The organism is Corynebacterium sp. sy017 (assembly GCF_017918135.1).
Classification (GTDB): domain Bacteria; phylum Actinomycetota; class Actinomycetes; order Mycobacteriales; family Mycobacteriaceae; genus Corynebacterium.
On the sequence record NZ_RZUE01000002.1, the window covers coordinates 274,287 to 291,091 of the forward strand.

General features: G+C 49.9%; 16 protein-coding genes. 5 read left to right on the forward strand and 11 right to left on the reverse strand.

Annotated elements, in window-relative coordinates; genetic code table 11:
• Positions 1–13: 13 nt before the first annotated feature.
• From EML15_RS04720 to EML15_RS04730, 3 genes are read right to left on the reverse strand one after another with little or no spacing between them, the layout of a single operon-like run.
• Positions 14–784: an exodeoxyribonuclease III gene (locus tag EML15_RS04720; RefSeq protein ID WP_144273707.1), complete on the reverse strand. Its 771-nt coding sequence runs from the start codon at positions 782–784 to the stop codon at positions 14–16.
• Between the two features lie 19 nt (positions 785–803).
• The gene (locus EML15_RS04725) at positions 804–1,799 is read right to left on the reverse strand and encodes a GNAT family N-acetyltransferase (protein WP_144273708.1); all 996 of its coding nucleotides are present in this window, start codon (positions 1,797–1,799) and stop codon (positions 804–806) included.
• 1 nt (position 1,800) lies between these two features.
• Complete coding sequence (locus tag EML15_RS04730; protein WP_144273709.1) at positions 1,801–2,403, reverse strand: peptide deformylase; 603 nt, start codon at positions 2,401–2,403, stop codon at positions 1,801–1,803.
• Between the two features lie 17 nt (positions 2,404–2,420).
• On the opposite strand from EML15_RS04730, the gene EML15_RS04735 reads away from it, so the two are divergent.
• Genes EML15_RS04735 through EML15_RS04745 form a run of 3 tightly spaced genes read left to right on the forward strand, consistent with a single transcriptional unit; the run spans position 2,421 to position 4,517 of the window.
• On the forward strand, positions 2,421–2,681 hold the full coding sequence (locus tag EML15_RS04735) for a DUF3263 domain-containing protein (RefSeq protein ID WP_144273710.1): 261 nt from the start codon (positions 2,421–2,423) through the stop codon (positions 2,679–2,681).
• A 4-nt stretch (positions 2,682–2,685) separates the two neighbouring features.
• Positions 2,686–3,369 (forward strand): LytR C-terminal domain-containing protein, encoded by a 684-nt coding sequence (locus EML15_RS04740; RefSeq protein WP_144273711.1) that lies wholly within the window; start codon positions 2,686–2,688, stop codon positions 3,367–3,369.
• A 17-nt stretch (positions 3,370–3,386) separates the two neighbouring features.
• The gene (locus EML15_RS04745) at positions 3,387–4,517 is read left to right on the forward strand and encodes a glutamate--cysteine ligase (RefSeq protein WP_144273712.1); all 1,131 of its coding nucleotides are present in this window, start codon (positions 3,387–3,389) and stop codon (positions 4,515–4,517) included.
• On the opposite strand, the gene EML15_RS04750 is transcribed toward EML15_RS04745, so the two are convergent.
• The 8 genes from EML15_RS04750 to EML15_RS04785 form a co-directional block, all read right to left on the reverse strand.
• Positions 4,514–4,894 (reverse strand): monovalent cation/H(+) antiporter subunit G, encoded by a 381-nt coding sequence (locus tag EML15_RS04750; RefSeq protein WP_144273713.1) that lies wholly within the window; start codon positions 4,892–4,894, stop codon positions 4,514–4,516. The two genes, EML15_RS04745 and EML15_RS04750, sit on opposite strands and share 4 nt — an antisense overlap.
• Positions 4,891–5,172, reverse strand: a complete 282-nt coding sequence (locus tag EML15_RS04755) for a monovalent cation/H+ antiporter complex subunit F (protein WP_144273714.1) — start codon at positions 5,170–5,172, stop codon at positions 4,891–4,893. Before EML15_RS04755 ends, EML15_RS04750 begins: the two co-directional genes overlap by 4 nt.
• On the reverse strand, positions 5,162–5,683 hold the full coding sequence (locus EML15_RS04760; protein WP_144273715.1) for a Na+/H+ antiporter subunit E: 522 nt from the start codon (positions 5,681–5,683) through the stop codon (positions 5,162–5,164). The genes EML15_RS04755 and EML15_RS04760 overlap by 11 nt, the downstream gene beginning before the upstream one ends.
• Positions 5,680–7,359, reverse strand: a complete 1,680-nt coding sequence (locus EML15_RS04765; RefSeq protein WP_144273716.1) for a Na+/H+ antiporter subunit D — start codon at positions 7,357–7,359, stop codon at positions 5,680–5,682. Before EML15_RS04765 ends, EML15_RS04760 begins: the two co-directional genes overlap by 4 nt.
• The gene (locus tag EML15_RS04770; RefSeq protein WP_144273717.1) at positions 7,352–7,843 is read right to left on the reverse strand and encodes a Na(+)/H(+) antiporter subunit C; all 492 of its coding nucleotides are present in this window, start codon (positions 7,841–7,843) and stop codon (positions 7,352–7,354) included. Before EML15_RS04770 ends, EML15_RS04765 begins: the two co-directional genes overlap by 8 nt.
• On the reverse strand, positions 7,833–10,754 hold the full coding sequence (locus EML15_RS04775; protein ID WP_144273718.1) for a Na+/H+ antiporter subunit A: 2,922 nt from the start codon (positions 10,752–10,754) through the stop codon (positions 7,833–7,835). Before EML15_RS04775 ends, EML15_RS04770 begins: the two co-directional genes overlap by 11 nt.
• Positions 10,755–10,837: 83 nt before the next feature.
• Complete coding sequence (locus EML15_RS04780) at positions 10,838–12,265, reverse strand: DUF418 domain-containing protein (RefSeq protein WP_144273719.1); 1,428 nt, start codon at positions 12,263–12,265, stop codon at positions 10,838–10,840.
• Between the two features lie 45 nt (positions 12,266–12,310).
• On the reverse strand, positions 12,311–13,684 hold the full coding sequence (locus tag EML15_RS04785; protein WP_144273720.1) for a dipeptidase: 1,374 nt from the start codon (positions 13,682–13,684) through the stop codon (positions 12,311–12,313).
• A 337-nt stretch (positions 13,685–14,021) separates the two neighbouring features.
• On the opposite strand from EML15_RS04785, the gene groL reads away from it, so the two are divergent.
• Positions 14,022–15,662, forward strand: coding sequence for a chaperonin GroEL (gene groL / locus EML15_RS04790; protein ID WP_144273721.1), 1,641 nt, complete (start codon positions 14,022–14,024; stop codon positions 15,660–15,662).
• A gap of 202 nt (positions 15,663–15,864) precedes the next feature.
• A complete protein-coding gene (ppk2, locus tag EML15_RS04795) occupies positions 15,865–16,761 on the forward strand; it encodes a polyphosphate kinase 2 (RefSeq protein ID WP_144273722.1) in 897 nt (298 codons plus the stop codon).
• Positions 16,762–16,805: the final 44 nt, after the last annotated feature.

The window sequence follows — 16,805 nt, forward strand, 5'->3', positions numbered from 1 at the left end:
TTAGTCTAGAATCTCACTCATCTTTATAGTCCACAATCACTGGGGCATGGTCGGAAGCACCTTTTCCTTTGCGCTCGTCGACGTCGATAAATGCTTGAGTAGCGCTTACTCCACGAGCCAACTGAAAATCAATCAGCATTCCCTGATTACGCTGAAACCGTCCTGCTTGATAATCCCAATAACTAAACCCTTCAGTAGGGGAAGTAAGAGATAATCCAGCATCAATGAGATTATCAAATGCTTGACGCTCTGGTTCAGTAATATGCGTCTTGTCAATGAAAGCCTCAATATCCCACACGTGTTTATCCTCAGGCGCGATATTAAAATCACCACTGAGCACCAACTTGTGCTCCGCACTGTGCGTGACATAGTCGGCAAGGCTATAGAGCCACCTCAGCTTATAGTCATAATGTGGGTCAGCTATCTCTCGCCCATTAGGGACATATAAACTCCACACGCGCACCCCCTGACACAGTGCAGATAACGCACGTGCTTCTCTGGCTTGTCGTTGAGCCGGGTCTTTATTAAAACCAGGTTGATGTGGAAAATGCTCGCATACATCAGTCAAACCAACTCGAGAAATAAGCGCTACCCCATTCCACTGATTATGACCCAGGTGAGCAACCTGATAACCACATTCCTCGAATGCCTGATAAGGGAACTGCTCATCTTTGCACTTTGTTTCTTGAACCGTCAATACATCAACATCATGGCGAGCAAGAAAAGCCACCATGCGATCAACTCTGGTACGCGCAGAGTTTACATTCCAGTTCGCAATACGCATACCACAAGACTACATAGTTTTAGTGGGCATTATGAGCGATAGTGGCGTATCGATGACGATGATGTTCCACAAACCCTAACTTCTGGTACAAACCAATACCAGCATGATTCGACTCAAGCACGTGCAAATAGGCATAGTCAGCACCGAGTGCCTGCCCCCACCCGAGCATATGAATCCCCAGATCAGTACCCAAGCCACGACGTCGCCAAGCGGGAGCAACTTCTACTGCAGAATATCCTAAATACTGCTCGCCCCCAGCCTCAGTGATCGTGCCACGGGTAATGGCAACAATCTGCCCAGCGTCATCGCACAAAGCCCCAAAGCCCATCTGACCATCAATTTCGGCGCACAGCAATTCGAGGGCACGCGCAGGTAATGCCTGACCACGAAAATGATACAGGTCAAGCCAATGCTTGCTTGGAGTAGCGTCAAGCTGGAACCGTAACGTGGTCTTTGGGGCAGGAATATCGGCAAGATCCCTGGTCATCACAATGATTTCCGGACCTAGCTCCCAGTCTTGGCTCTGTGCCAGTTTTTGCGCCGGACGCGCAATACGCTCTGGGATAAGAAGTTGCGGCACCAGATTATGCTCACGATAAAATTGCGTGATCTCCTCCAACGGCACCGGGCTAAATAATGCTGCACTGCCCAGGGGAGCTGCCGAGTTAGAACGCTCAGTAATACCATCCCCAGCGCGTAATAACCATTGCCCACACCACGTGTGCTCAAGACCTGGAAAAGCCTTTGCATAAGCACGTTCAATATCACGAATCTGCGAATTACGCACAGTGCGTGGACTCAGTTTCCGCACAACCGCAATATCATCGCGCGCAATGACAATTTCAGGCGCACTAGATGGAAAACCACCTACTTTTTGTGGTCGAAGCACCACGTGATCCTCAGATACCGAGACAACATGACCAATGACATCAGTGTGATGATTTCCCGCTTTCCGACGCACCACCACACGTTGCCCAGCTGCCAGATTCCAATCCGGTGATACAGAACGAAACATACTAATCGTCGAGATCGTCGTGCCCAAAAGGATCAGGATCCACCCCAGGCAACCAGGTAGCACCAGGGGTTGTCCAACCATTACGTTTAATTATTTTCTTTGCAGCACGCTTCCACCTGCCAATGAGAGTATCCGTGTACACATAACCATCAAGATGCCCAACTTCATGCTGCAAACATCGAGCAAAAAATCCATAGCCCTCCACGCTTACTTCATCACCATGCTCATCAAGACCTGTCACACGTGCCCAGTGCGCGCGCCCAGTAGGAAAGCCCTCACCTGGTAGCGATAAGCAGCCCTCATCATCGCTGCCGTCGTCGGCAGGCATAGTAACCGGCAGCTCAGAAGTCTCCAAAACTGGATTGATAACGCACCCGCGTCGAATGTGTATCTCACCAGATTCATCCTCATCAGGACAGTTGTAAACAAATAAACGCTTTGCGACGCCAATCTGGTTTGCCGCCAACCCAACACCGTGGGCTGCATCCATTGTTTCGTACATATCAGCAATGAGTTCTTGCAACTGACTGAGTGGCTCAGTGACTGGAGTAGTGGGATTGTGGAGCACGGGATCACCGTGGATAACAATGGGACGAACAGACATGATTTACAGTGTAAAGCATGAATAGCCCGCGTGGAGAACAGTTAAGCAGCCTAGAACTAATTGAGTATGAGAACACGGCACCTCGTACTATAACTAAAAAAGAAGAATCCATTAGACAAGAATTGGGAATAAGCCCGGTGCGCTATTATCAGTTGCTCAACCACGCACTTGAACAACCAGAGGTAATGGAACACTATCCGGTATTAGCCTCACGATTAAGGCGCAAACGAGATAGACGCGCGCAGCGAAGATCTCAAGCTAGACACAGAGATGGGTAAGATAATGAGCGTGAATGAACGGCAAGAAAACACTCAAGGTGCCCCGCTAAGAGCGATGGCAATGATTCTTATTACAGTCGCTATTGTTTTGGCAGCATGGGGAGTCTATTCCCTTGTCAACAAAAAGTCAGACGATAGTGCCGGTGACGTGAATGCACAAGAACAATTAGCCTCTTATGCAGCGCAACAATCCCAAGCGGCAATAGCACGCGCCCAGCAACAAGCACAACAACAAGCCCAGCAACAAGCAGCTGGCGCTGCTGCGCAAACCCCAGAACCGGCACCAGTGCCAGAAACACAGGAGCCTACACCGCCACCAGCTGCCAGTGCTGTGGAAAGCACACCTGAGCAGACTCCAAAGAAAGAAAAAATAGATCGCACAAAAGACGCGAAAGATATGCGTCTCTACATCTACAACAACTCCACAGAAAGCGGTTTAGCTGCGCGAACCAAAGATAAACTCAGCGCGGAAGGCTGGACAGTTGGAGCCTCCGGTAACTACCAAGAACCAATCCACGCACAAACAACGGTATATTTCACTCCGGGCAATGAAGCAGAAGAAACCGCTGCTAGGGAACTAGCAACTCGTCTCGGTGGCATTGCAGCACCACGCAATGACACATTGCCAGCAGAAAGCAACCAGAACAATTCCGTTGTAATCGTGCTGACCCAAAACACCACTCTCTAATTTAAGGCAGTACGCGTATGAGCCAGGTCTTTCACCCATCGCCACACCCTACCTTGGGTGTTGAATGGGAAATTGCTCTCATCGACCCCGCCACCTGTGATCTTGTGCCCAGGGCTGGTGAGGTCATTGATCTCGTCGTAAAGCACAACCCAGATATACACCTGGAACGTGAATTTCTTGCCAACACCATCGAGATCGTGACCCCAGTGTGCCACACTGTGCCAGAAGCCATAAAGTATATCGACCGGGCTACCACTGCATTAACCCACGCCGCCACCCAGCTTGACCTGCGCCTCTGGTCATCGGGTTCCCACCCCTTTAGTGATTTCCGCTCCCAACCAGTAAGCGACAAAGGCAGCTACGCAGAAATCATCGAGCGCACTCAATACTGGGGAAACCAAATGCTCATCTGGGGCATTCACGTACACGTGGGTATCTCTGAACGCGAACGAGTCTGGCCAATCATCAACGCCATGCTCACCATGTATCCACACATATTGGCATTGGGAGCATCCTCACCAGGATGGGATGGCATTGATACCGGCTATGCCTCCAACCGCACCATGCTGTATCAACAATTACCCACAGCAGGACTTCCTTATCAATTTGCCAACTGGCAGCAGTGGGAATCCTATATGAAAGACCAGGATAAATCCGGGGTCATTAACCACACCGGCAGTATGCACTTTGATATCCGCCCAGCTGGAAAATGGGGCACAATTGAAGTCCGCATAAGCGACGCCACAAGCAACATTCGTGAACTTTCCGCCATCGTTGCGCTTACCCACTGCCTCATTGTGTATTTCGACCGCATGATTGACCGTGGCGAAGAACTCCCTACGCTGCAAGATTGGCATATCGCAGAAAATAAATGGCGCGCTGCCCGCTATGGGCTAGACGCACTCATCATTACCTCACGCGACACAGACGAATGTCCAGTCACGCAAGACCTTGCACATTGGATAACCCGCCTCGACGATATCGCCCAAGAACTTGATTGCGCACCAGAACTAGCCCTCATCCATGAAATTATTGCCCGAGGAGCCGGCTACCAACGCCAGCGCACGCTCTTTGAGCGCACCCAGTCCTGGGCAGATGTTGTGGCAGCCACAAGTGCAGAGCTAGACACCTTGCGCCCAATACGCTAAGTGCGTCGAATAGCACGCTCAGCTGGAGCCTCATTGCGAGCCATAGTTTCCGGTTGCCCATAGAGCGCTTCACGACGCACCAGCCGTCCCACACGCTGCCCAGTAATAGGGCTAGTGATCAAGGTGAAAAACACCAATAATACTAAGACACCCATATCGCTGCGGTGCACCTCAGGCACACTGAGCAAGCGCAATAATGCGCCGATAACGGTAAGAACCAACCCCAATGTTTGTGGTTTGGTAATAGCATGAACACGCGAGAGACTATCCTTAAAGCGGACTAAACCGACAGCCGCTGACAGGACAAAAATTGCGCCGAGGAAAATGAAAGCCAAGGATAAAATATCGAGAATCAAGTTTGTGTCGGCGGTATTCATGAGCGTGCCTCGTCTCTTTTACGGAACCTAGTAATAGATACTGTGGAAATAAACCCGACTAGAGCAATGACAATCATGGCATTGGAGATGGTACTGTCGAGCGAAAAACAAATATAGGTGGCAAAAGCGCATTGGAGCATAGCTGCTAACCCGTCCATGCCCAATAGTCGATCAATGGAGTTTGGTCCTGCAAGAATGCGATAACTGGTCAGGATAAAAGAAACAGCAAAAATAACCGCAATCGCAAATAAGAAGTGATTATACAGCTCAGGATCCATGATTACTCCTCTCAAAAGCGCGAATGAATTGTCGCTCTAGTCTGGCAATATCAGCACGCTGTTGCATAATTTTTTCTGGCGAATGTGCATCTAGGAGATGGACAGTCCATACTCTATTACCTACGTCGATATCGGTCACCGAACCACCAGGCTGCAAGTTATACAAGCTCGTGGCGAGGGCAAAAATCAATTCACTTTCCACGCGCATAGGCACTTGTACAATAGCCGTTTTCGGTGGTGCTTGTGGGCGCAGCGCGAGCCAACTTACGCTACAGGCTCCACGAACCAGTCCGATGAGCCAGATCAATGCCAAGCGGAGAAGTTCGCGATAATTGATGTGGATATTGCCACGAGGAATTGCTGGTAACGGCAGTGCAAACATGACTAAACACCCTAGCACGGCTCCCGCTAAAACATGAGCGACGGTGAGTGTGCCTTGAAGCAGTACCCACATAATGATTGCCCACAATAAAAACCACGGGCGAATTCTTCGTCGGAGTTTATGTATCATGCTCCCTCCCCAGATTCACGGCGATCCCTGCCATCATCGAGACGCTTTTGTTCCAGAGTACGCGTTGGTGCTTTGTGCGTATCTCCCAAAACTGCCTGCTGATAAATGCTGGTATTTTGTGCAGACTCGGCAGCACGCGTAGTCACTGCTAACACTGGACCTGCCACAAAGGTTAAGCCCAAAGAAGTAGCCACCAAGGCGATTGTCGCTGCAATCATACCAGTGGGTGCTCGCCCGACATCATCGCGTTCCGTGAGGGCAATTTCATCGCGGAGGTCGCGTAACACCGCAGGGTGTGCCATAGCTGTGCTGCCCTCTGGGGCGTCGGCACGGTCGCGCCAAAATGCCTTTGCCCATACCACGACCATTGTGTAGAGGGTCAATAAGCTGGTGATAACTGCACCAATAATCAGCACCCAATTGAGGGCACCACCTTGGTTGGCCGCTGCTTGTAGCAGCACAATTTTGCCCAAAAATCCAGAAAATGGTGGAATACCACCGAGGTTGAGCGCTGGAATTAAATACAGAGCGCCAAGGATAGGGAAAGAACGTGCAAGAGAGCCTAGTCGGCGCAGTGAAGATGAGCCAGCTTGTCGTTCAATTAAGCCGACGACGAGGAATAATGTGGTTTGCACCAAGATATGATGCACGGCATAGAAAATAGCGCCAGATAAGCCTTGAGCAGTACCTAACGCAACGCCCAGAATCATATAACCGATATGGCTGACCAGGGTAAAACTCATGAGACGCTTAATGTCGGATTGTGCCATTGCACCTAAAATACCTACCAGCATGGTGGCGAGGGCAACCCAGAGCAGCACAGTATCCAAGCTGCCGTCGATGAACACTGTGGAACGCATCCGAATAATCGAATACACGCCTACTTTGGTGAGAAGCCCAGCAAAGACTGCTGTCACTAGGGAAGGGGCAGTGGGATAAGAATCAGGCAGCCAGTTCTCCAATGGGAACACTGCTGCTTTAATGCCGAAAGCGACCAAGAGTACCGAAAAGATCATGGCAGTGGTTCCAGAGGGAACAGAATCCATGCGCTGGGAGATTTGCGCCATATTGAGCGTGCCTACTGCGGCATATACTAAGGCCAACCCGAGGAGGAAGATGAAAGAGGAAGCCATGGATACCATCACGTAGCTCACCCCAGCGCGTACCCTGGCAGCAGAAGCCGATAAGGTAAGCAACACGTAGGAAGCGACCAGAAAAATCTCAAAGCCCACGTAGAGATTGAACAAATCACCAGCCAAGAAGGATAAATTGATGCCCATCGTGAGCAAAAGATATGTGGGGAGGAATACCGCTACTGGATCTTCTTCACCACCATCGCGGATACCTTGGGCAATGGCGTACCACATTACGCAAAAGAGGACGAGGGAGGAAACGCTGAGCATGAGCGTCGATAAGCGATCGGCTACTAGGGTAATACCTATCGGAGCATTCCAACCACCGATTTGTACTGTTTGGATACCTTCTTGGTCGACGACAAAAAGCATACTCACATTGAGCGCAATCAATAAAAACAACAACACAATGGTCACCGTGCGCTGAGTCCGCGGAAAAGGACTCAAGAGCAATACCAAAGCCGCGCCAATGGCAGGTAAGAGGACCGGCAGCGGAATCATAAGGGGCAGCCAGGCTAGTAAGAAGGAGTAAAGATCACTCATCAGTATCTCCTTTCACCGGTGCCTCAAAGGATTTGGGGCCAAAGTTATCGCCGCTAGCACCCAGGCGTCCCGTACTGGGATCGGCAGACGCATCATGATCGGGAGCTGCTGCGGCAATGGCTGGTCGTGCTGCAATAGCGGTATCTTCAGCATCATCATCAATCAAATCTTGGGTGCGATAACGATATTGACGATAAGCAAGTGCCAGGATAAAAGCAGTCATTGCCATAGAGATCACAATGGCAGTCAAGATCATGCCTTGGGCAAGTGGGTCAGCTACAGTGTCGCCAAACAGTAGCGACTGACGTCCTTTAATAGGCGCAGAACCAGGGTTACCACCTGCCATGAGCAGCAAGAGGTTGATTCCATTGCCCACTAATAGCAGCCCAAGCATCATTTTGGTCATGGCGCGGTCGAGGAGTAGATACACCCCAGCTGAGATGAGTGCCGCGGCTGCTAGGAGTAGAGAAAAATTAGCGACCACTGGGTACCTCCATCTCTTTTCGTTCATGCAGTTTTTTGCGCAAATGGCGTGCTCGGTCGCGTGCTCGTTGTTTACGCATATGCTCGTCTTCATCTAGTTGCACACCGAGGGAACCGAGGATGGCGACGACCAAACCAATAACAATGAGATACACACCAGCGTCAAAAACAAGTACAGAAGATAGTGAAGCAGTGCCAATATGCGGTATATGTACTGGATAATAGAGCGAGGTGAGCAGCGGATACCCAAAGAATAAGGGGGCAATAGCACTGATGGCACTCAACAATAAGCCAACACCAAGAACGCGTGCTGCATCAATAGGGAATGTTTCTTCTAGTTCTGCTTTGCCACCTGCCAAGTAGCGCAGCACAATACCTAAGCTAGCCACAAGACCGCCGGCAAAACCACCGCCGGGGGCATTGTGACCAGCAAAGAAGAAATACAGACTCAATATCATGATGGTGGGGAAGAGCAGCCGTGTGGTCACATTGACCAGCAAGGAACGATTACGTGCGGTATCGGATTTTGCTGAAGCAAGCCACCGACGCCCTGTAGTGCTTAGGGTGGGTCGTCGAGATTCTCGTCGGAAAGTTCGGGTGCGGTACACCAGTGAGGCAACACCAATGGCAGCAATAACTAAAACGCTGATTTCGCCGAATGTATCCCAGGCGCGTATATCAACCAAGAGAACATTGACGGCATTTGCGCCATGACCAATCTCATAGGCGAGGTCAGGGATAGTGGTGGCAATGGAATCGAGAGTTCGGGCATTGATAGCGTAGGTGCTAAAAATGGTGACGGCAATGCCCACGGCAATAGAAAGCCATGCTCGGAATCGAATCGTTTTGGGGTGGGATCGCCATTGTGTTTCTGCTGGGAATCGACGCAATACCAGCATGAATACTACGACGGTAATGGTTTCGACAAGCAACTGGGTAAGGGCTAAATCAGGTGCACCATAGGTGGCAAAGATGAAAGCTACCCCATAGCCCGTAGCGCCAACGAATAATAATCCTGATAACCGGTTATGCACGGTAGCTGCAGCAATAGCCATGATGACCATAATTCCTGCCGCTACTGCTTGCAGGGGCGTGGTCCACGCATCCATGCGGATGATAGTGCGCTCGCCTATGAGTAGCGCAGCCATAGGCATTATGCACAGCACCACAAAGATAATGCCGAGGTTAAAAACCAAGGAACCACGCTGTGTTGAGGCAGTAAGACGCAGTGATATTGTGCGTAAAAATGCCAGGATTGTGTCATAGGCTGCGTTGGCGTCGCCAAGCGCTGGCTCAGAAAAATAGAGCTTTGCGACGGTCTTACGCTGCCAAAATATAGCACAACCAGCAGTGATAATGCCGATGCTTATGAATAGAGCCACAGTCCACCCATGCCAGAGCGCTAAGTGCGGCATATGGGTGTTCTCTGGGAAAAGGGTGGAGATATGTACGCGGATTAGCGAACCGATGAGATCTGGGGCAACCCCAAAGACAAGGCACAGTGCACTCAATAGTGCAGGTGGTAGCCATAGTCGTGTGTGTAGCGTGTGCATCTGGGCAACTTTTGGTGCAATACCGCCACCGCTGGAATGGGTAGTGTCTTTTGTGGCAAAAGCGCCGTGTAGGAAGTGTAAAGAATAAGCGACCGTCATGATTGAGCCAATAATTATGCCGGCTAGTACCATTTTTGCTGGCATACCGTGTAGTAATTGTTCATGCATGATGGTATTGAGTACAGTTTCTTTTGCCACAAAACCATAGGTGGGGATAATACCTGCCATCGACGCTGTGGCAATGAGGGCGATTCCTGCCAATAGTGGTTGTTTCTTGCCTAGTCCCGATAGCTCTCGACAATCACGCGTGCCAGTGGTGTGGTCGATAGCTCCCACAACCATGAATAGGGTTGCCTTGAATAGGCTATGGGCGAATGTGAGGGCAAGACCAGCGAATAAGGTTTCTTGGGAACCAATGCCGATGATTGTGGTGATGAAACCAAGTTGGCTGAGAGTGCCGTAGGCGAGGACTAATTTTAGGTCTTTTTGTCGCAAAGACATCCAGCCTGCCATGACCATGCTAAGAATTCCCAGCGGCATGATGACCACGTGCCATGCGCTTGAAAAATGTACTTCTGGGGCAAAGCGGGCAATGAGATAGATGCCTGCTTTGACCATTGCTGCTGAATGTAGATATGCAGAAACTGGGGTGGGGGCTGCCATTGCGCCTGGGAGCCAAAAGTGTGCCGGCGCAATGGCAGATTTGCTCAATGCGCCAATGAGAATGAAAACCAGGGCATAGGAAATGTGGTGTGTCCCTTCCAGTTCGGCTCCTGTCAAGGCACTGAGTGTCCACACATTAGTTTGTCTGCCCAACACAATGATGCCTACGAGCATCGCTAAGCCCCCAAGAGTGGTAATCATGAGTGCTTGAGTAGCTGCTCGACGAGATGAGGCGCGTTCGCCATAATAGCCTACGAGCAGGAAGGATAGTACAGAAGTTATTTCCCAAAAAACATAGAGGAGGAGCAAATTATCCGAGATAACGAGTCCGTACATTGCTAACGTAAACGCGCTCATATTTCCAGCGAACGCACGTAGCCTTATGGGGGCGGAATCAAAATAACCCCAGCAGTAAAATAGCACTAATGCGCCGATGCCAAGAATGATCAGGCTAAAAAATCCAGAAAGAGCATCGAGGCGGAAGCTGAGGTCAAGATGAGCATTGCTCATCCAGTTATAGTGTGCGCCCAGGCTGCCGCCTGCGTCGAAAGTGCCTGAGGTAAAGAGGGTAAGTACCCAGATAAAACCACAGGCGGGCACGAGGGCGAGCAAGCCAAATGCTTTTTGCCCCAGCCGTGCGATGAGGAATGGGGCAAGAATAGAAGCGCCGGCGAGTGCAAAAAATAGGAAAAGCACTGGTCGGTGGATCCTTTACAGTGTAGTTTGAGTACGGACTGTGCGAGTTAACTCGTAAAAAGACACTCACGTACCTTTTTATTTTAGCTTAAAAACTGTTTTGGCTTGATAACGCTTACCGTGATGCTGTTATTCTCTGGGTTTTCTTCGGTGAGCGCGGGTGCTTGGTTTTGTGATGGGTTTCCTCGGGGTGCTCGGTTGGCACGAAGTCCACGTTTTTCACCCCACGCCACCAGAGCTTCAATGGGGCCGCGTCGGAAGAATAGACGCCAGAGGGTTGCGAAAATGAGCACGATGGCAATGGTGATAAAGAATCCAGACCATGAGTCTAGGTCGGCGACATCTGGCATGGAATCGCTGCTTTCAGAGAATTTCTGTGCATAATAGGCATTTTGCTTTTCGGTGAATTCTTCCCAATTACCGGCAGCAGCAACCTTCTCCTGATAGCGTGACCACGACAGTGAGTCAGATTGCGGATCTGAATAGGCACTGCTAGAGCTATCGATCCATCTATTATGATAAGCCTGAACCATATCTATGTTTCCGGAAAGGAAAATGCCAGCACTGAGTACATGGATGACATAAGAAGTCAGCGCCATTGATCCCAGAGCACGCAATGGATAACAGAGGGCAGCTCCCATGCGCGGGGTGCATACCAACAGACACAGTGAAATAACAGCAAGGGCGACGCACAAAGAGAAAAGAATATCGACGATCCCACCAGTATGCGGTTCCTTGCTTACCCACGAGCTAAGAAATGCTTGGTGGAAACTCATTGAAGAATCTGGCATGGTAGACCAGCTACTGCTTCCTTCGGACCATTTTCCACCGCTGCTTTGTGAACTAAGAGAATCGCTTATGGAACGAGAGAGATACCAGTAGAGGACTGCGCTGAGCGTACCAGTAAGAAGAAAAGTAATAATCTGTGTTTTTCGGGAAAAGACCAGGAATCGATGGATAAGAATTCCCGCTGTGCCATAACATAGCCAAGCATTGAGCGGATAAGGAGTACCCACCAGCATCATAACGGAACCTAATTGAGTAAGCAGCGACGTTAACGCGGAACCTACGACAAGCAAGATGAAGAATAATATCCACACATTGCGAGTACGCATATGCGTTACTGGTGGTAAGAAGAATAAGATCGCGGCAATAGACAACAGCACTACAGCAATGCTGATTTGTACTGAGGACAGGAATAACCCAATGGCAAAAATAATAACGCCACGGATCAATAATCTGTGGTGAGCTCGTGTTGCGGCTATGCCACCTGCGGCATTACCTGAACTGGCCATAATCGACATGGAAACCCCTGCTAAAACCGCAAAAAGTGCCGAGGGGAAACCATGAATCAGTGGATTGTTTTGCGCTGAACTTGGTGCTAAATGGCTCGCAACCATACCAATGATTGCCAGGGCGCGAGCAGGGTCTAGACCATGAATGCGACCGCCCGAGGTAGCGGGCGGATATACTACAGACCAGGCTCGTTGTATGCGCGAAGATATATTCATACAGTGAGTGTAGCGCAGCCTTATCAGGATAGATAGAGGCAGAAATTATTTTTTATAGCTCGCCAAGAACGCCGCCTCTGCAGTAGCAATATCAATGATTTCTTGTGGATCTACCGACTCATCAGGTGAGTGGATAACACTGCGAGGTTCTTCGACACCAAAGAGAGCAAGTTCAGCATGGGGCATAGCGTCGATAAGCTCAGAGCACAGTGGAATAGAACCACCAGAACCTAGGTGTGTGACTTCTTTGCCATCATAAGCCGCGCTGAGACACTGAGCGAGATGTGACAGCGCCTGGCCACGGGTATCAGTAGCGAACGGCGCATTGACATCGTCAATATCAACCTGAACACGAGCGCCCCAAGGAGTGTGAGCATGAATATGTGCTGCTACTGCCTGTGCTACCTCATGACTGTCATAGTTGATGGGGACACGCAGGTTCAGGCGGGCGCTGGCAGTGGCTGGAACGGCATTAACTGCCTTGGCGACCTCGGTGGAGCTAAAACCAGTAATAGATATAGCAGGACGAGCCCATACCATATCGGCAGGATCATCATCTGGGGTACCCATGATGGCAACTCCATCTAAAATGCCTGCGTCAGTGCGGAAATCTTGCCTATCATAGGAAGTTCCTTGCCAGGTTGTGCTGGTATCAACGCCATCAATGACTGTGCGACCATGCTCATCGCGCAAGGAGTCAAGAATACGTACCAGTGCAGCGACAGCATCGGGTGCAGCCCCACCAAAACTACCTGAATGAACAGGGGCGGCGAGAGTATCTACCCGTACTGTAATTTGTGCACCACCGCGTAGTGAGGTGGTTAACGTAGGTACTCCTACTGCTGCATTGCCAGAGTCAGCGATAAAGATGATGTCACTGCGGAACAGTTCAGGGCGTGTTTCGATCAGGTGAGAAAGTTCCGCACCACCTTGTTCTTCGGAGCCTTCTACGAGGAAAATGATTCCTAAGTCACTGCCACCAGCTGCTGCTAAAGCGCGTAGTGCGGCAAGGTGCATCACCAAGTTACCTTTGCAATCTGCTGCGCCTCGCGCATACCAACGTCCATCACGTTCGGTAAGCTCGAAGGGATTGTTCGTCCATGCCTCTGGATCTCCCGCTGGGACGACGTCATAGTGTGCGTAGAGCAAGATGGTGGGTGCATCTGCTTGTGCTGCTTTACGACCAATGAGCGTGGTGGCACCGCCTTCGACGGGATATGTTTCTACGGTGAGTCCCACTTTTTCCAGAGCCTGTGCTACCCACTGCGCAGCTGCTGCGTGATCCTGGGCGCATTCAGGACGGGAATGGACGGAGTTAAAGGCAGTAAGTTCACGAAGATCTTGCCAAATAGTATCGCGCTGGGCGCTGATATGTTTCTTCAGTGAGGTTACTAATTCTGGGGATAATGTAGTGCTCATAAAAACAGTATAGGAGTGCTATGCGTATTGGTGCATTATGCGATGCATTGTACGCTACGTGGTGCGCTACGTTGTGTGCGTGGAATGGGGTTAGAGCTTGATGTTCTCTCAAGGCGTACAGTGTTATCTTGCACTGTTTGGGTGAGACTGCTAAAAAAGGGACTTAGCACTTGAAATATGAGAGTGCTAAAAAATAAAAGAAAATAAACCACAAGTTCATGGTCTAGGTGAGGAAATGCCACTCACATTTCCATGCCGTCGCGGGCACTTGGGCTAAGCAACTTATCATGACGCTTGAGTGTCGTCGTGCTATTGAGTTTTAAGGAGCGCAATTCGCATGGCAAAAATTATTGCCTTTGATGAAGAAGCACGTCGTGGCCTAGAAAAAGGTCTTAATACTTTGGCAGATGCCGTTAAAGTTACCTTAGGTCCAAAGGGACGCAATGTTGTGTTAGAAAAGAGCTGGGGTGCCCCAACTATCACTAACGACGGTGTCTCTATCGCTCGCGAGATCGAACTCGAAGACCCATATGAGAAGATCGGTGCAGAGCTCGTTAAAGAGGTTGCTAAGAAAACTGACGACGTAGCAGGTGACGGTACTACTACCGCTACTGTTTTGGCTCAGGCTTTGGTTCGTGAAGGACTACGCAATGTAGCAGCTGGCTCAAACCCAATGGGCATTAAGCGCGGTATTGAAAAAGCCGTGGCAAAGGTTACAGAAAACCTCCTTGCTGGTGCAAAAGAAGTAGAAACCGAGGAGCAGATCGCTGCAACCGCCGGTATTTCTGCTGCTGACCCAGCTATTGGTGCTCAGATCGCTAAAGCTATGTATGCTGTGGGCGGTGGAAAGCTCAACAAAGAATCTGTTATTACCGTAGAAGAATCAAACACTTTCGGTGTTGATCTCGAGGTTACTGAGGGTATGCGCTTTGACAAGGGCTACATCTCTGGTTACTTCGCTACCGACATGGAACGCCAAGAAGCGGTACTAGAAGATCCATATGTCTTGCTTGTTTCTGGCAAGATCTCAAACATTAAAGATCTCCTCCCATTGCTTGAGAAGGTCATGCAGTCCGGTAAGCCATTGCTTATCATTGCTGAAGATGTTGAGGGCGAGGCTTTGTCTACCCTGGTAGTCAACAAGATTCGCGGTACTTTCAAGTCTGTTGCAGTGAAGGCACCAGGCTTTGGTGATCGTCGCAAAGCTCAACTACAAGATATCGCTATCTTGACTGGTGGTCAGGTTATTTCTGAGGAAGTTGGTCTTTCACTAGAGACTGCTGACCTGCCACTTTTGGGTCGTGCTCGCAAGGTTGTGGTCACTAAAGACGACACCACTATCGTTGAGGGCTCAGGAGACGCAGAGCAAATCCAAGGTCGCGTAAAGCAAATCCGCGCTGAGATCGAGAACTCTGATTCCGAATATGACCGTGAGAAACTCCAAGAGCGTCTTGCGAAACTCGCTGGTGGCGTTGCTGTGATTAAGGTTGGTGCAGCAACTGAGGTTGAGCTTAAAGAACGCAAGCACCGCATCGAAGATGCTGTTCGCAACGCAAAGGCAGCGGTTGAAGAAGGTATCGTTGCTGGTGGTGGTGTTGCACTGCTCCAGGCAGCTCACGTGCTCGACAATGATCTTGAGCTTTCTGGCGACGAGGCAACTGGTGTGAAAATTGTTCGTGAAGCACTATCTGCTCCACTAAAGCAAATCGCCTATAACGCTGGTCTTGAGCCAGGTGTTGTTGCTGATAAAGTTTCTTCACTTCCAGCAGGTGAAGGCTTGAATGCGGCAACTGGTGAATACGTTGACCTCATGGCAGCAGGCATCAACGACCCAGTAAAGGTTACTCGTTCTGCACTGCAAAACGCTGCATCCATTGCAGCACTCTTCCTTACCACCGAGGCTGTAGTAGCAGATAAACCAGAACCAGCTGCGCCAGCTATGCCAGGTGCTGATGAGATGGGTGGCATGGGCTTCTAAGCTGAGCGCATTCATCGATTAAGTAGATAACATCTAGCAGAGCTAGATGCGTGCAATCCCACGTTCATTTCACTAAAACAGGACGTGGGATTGCTTTTTCATGTGTGCTCCGTATGTGTTCTATATGCCGTAGGTGGTGAGTGGGGGAGAAAACTTTTGGCTCACCGCACCTTCATGGCTGCTAGGGGCTACAATTAAAACTATGGCTGACACGGATAATGATCTCCCAGTAATTGACCTAGCTGCTACCGAGGGCTATCTCGTTGATGATACCGATGAAGACGATCCAGTTCTTCTGGCTCCTGACGGTACCCCTATTGATACATGGAAAGAAAATTACCCATACTCAGAGCGCATGACTCGAGAAGAATATGAGCACACAAAACGTGCACTCCAAATCGAGTTGCTCAAATGGCAAAACTGGACTAAAGATACCGGTCAGCGCCATATCATTCTCTTTGAGGGGCGTGATGCCGCAGGTAAAGGTGGCACGATTAAGCGCTTTAATGAGCACCTCAATCCTCGTGGTGCGCGCACCGTGGCATTAGAAAAACCATCATTGCGTGAATCTACTTCGTGGTATTTCCAGCGCTATATTCAACATTTCCCTGCCGCTGGAGAAATCGTGTTCTTTGACCGCTCTTGGTACAACCGCTCTGGCGTCGAACGCGTTATGGGCTTTTGTACAGAATCACAGCACGCGGAGTTTTTGCGCGAAGTACCCATGCTCGAAAATATGATTCTTGGCTCAGGTATTTCGCTCACTAAGTTCTGGTTCTCTGTATCACAAAAAGAACAGCGTACTCGCTTTGCTATTCGCCAAGTTGATCCAGTACGCCAGTGGAAACTCTCTCCAATGGATCTTGCTTCTCTTGATCGTTGGGATGATTACACTCGTGCTAAAGAAGAACAGTTCCGCTACACCGACACCGATGAATCCCCGTGGATTACCATTCGCTCAAATGACAAAAAGCGTGCTCGTCTTAATGCAATGCGCTATATTCTGAGCAAGTTTGACTACACCAATAAAGATTATGAACTCGTTGGTGAACCTGATCCGAAAATTGTGATGCGTGGTCGCGACCAAATAGGTGATTGATAAGGCGATTAACAAACCGCACACTTAGCATACTTACCCGTGGC

Bases quoted from the DNA above. Each gene is read 5' to 3' on its own strand.
- ppk2 (WP_144273722.1), top strand. From the start codon at position 15,865: ATGGCTGACACGGATAATGATCTCCCAGTAATTGACCTAGCTGCTACC.
- EML15_RS04755 (WP_144273714.1), bottom strand. From the start codon at position 5,172: ATGGATCCTGAGCTGTATAATCACTTCTTATTTGCGATTGCGGTTATT.
- EML15_RS04720 (WP_144273707.1), bottom strand. From the start codon at position 784: ATGCGTATTGCGAACTGGAATGTAAACTCTGCGCGTACCAGAGTTGAT.
- EML15_RS04785 (WP_144273720.1), bottom strand. From the start codon at position 13,684: ATGAGCACTACATTATCCCCAGAATTAGTAACCTCACTGAAGAAACAT.
- EML15_RS04765 (WP_144273716.1), bottom strand. From the start codon at position 7,359: ATGAGTGATCTTTACTCCTTCTTACTAGCCTGGCTGCCCCTTATGATT.
- EML15_RS04725 (WP_144273708.1), bottom strand. From the start codon at position 1,799: ATGTTTCGTTCTGTATCACCGGATTGGAATCTGGCAGCTGGGCAACGT.
- EML15_RS04745 (WP_144273712.1), top strand. From the start codon at position 3,387: ATGAGCCAGGTCTTTCACCCATCGCCACACCCTACCTTGGGTGTTGAA.
- EML15_RS04760 (WP_144273715.1), bottom strand. From the start codon at position 5,683: ATGATACATAAACTCCGACGAAGAATTCGCCCGTGGTTTTTATTGTGG.
- EML15_RS04735 (WP_144273710.1), top strand. From the start codon at position 2,421: ATGAATAGCCCGCGTGGAGAACAGTTAAGCAGCCTAGAACTAATTGAG.
- groL (WP_144273721.1), top strand. From the start codon at position 14,022: ATGGCAAAAATTATTGCCTTTGATGAAGAAGCACGTCGTGGCCTAGAA.
- EML15_RS04740 (WP_144273711.1), top strand. From the start codon at position 2,686: ATGAGCGTGAATGAACGGCAAGAAAACACTCAAGGTGCCCCGCTAAGA.
- EML15_RS04750 (WP_144273713.1), bottom strand. From the start codon at position 4,894: ATGAATACCGCCGACACAAACTTGATTCTCGATATTTTATCCTTGGCT.
- EML15_RS04780 (WP_144273719.1), bottom strand. From the start codon at position 12,265: ATGAATATATCTTCGCGCATACAACGAGCCTGGTCTGTAGTATATCCG.
- EML15_RS04730 (WP_144273709.1), bottom strand. From the start codon at position 2,403: ATGTCTGTTCGTCCCATTGTTATCCACGGTGATCCCGTGCTCCACAAT.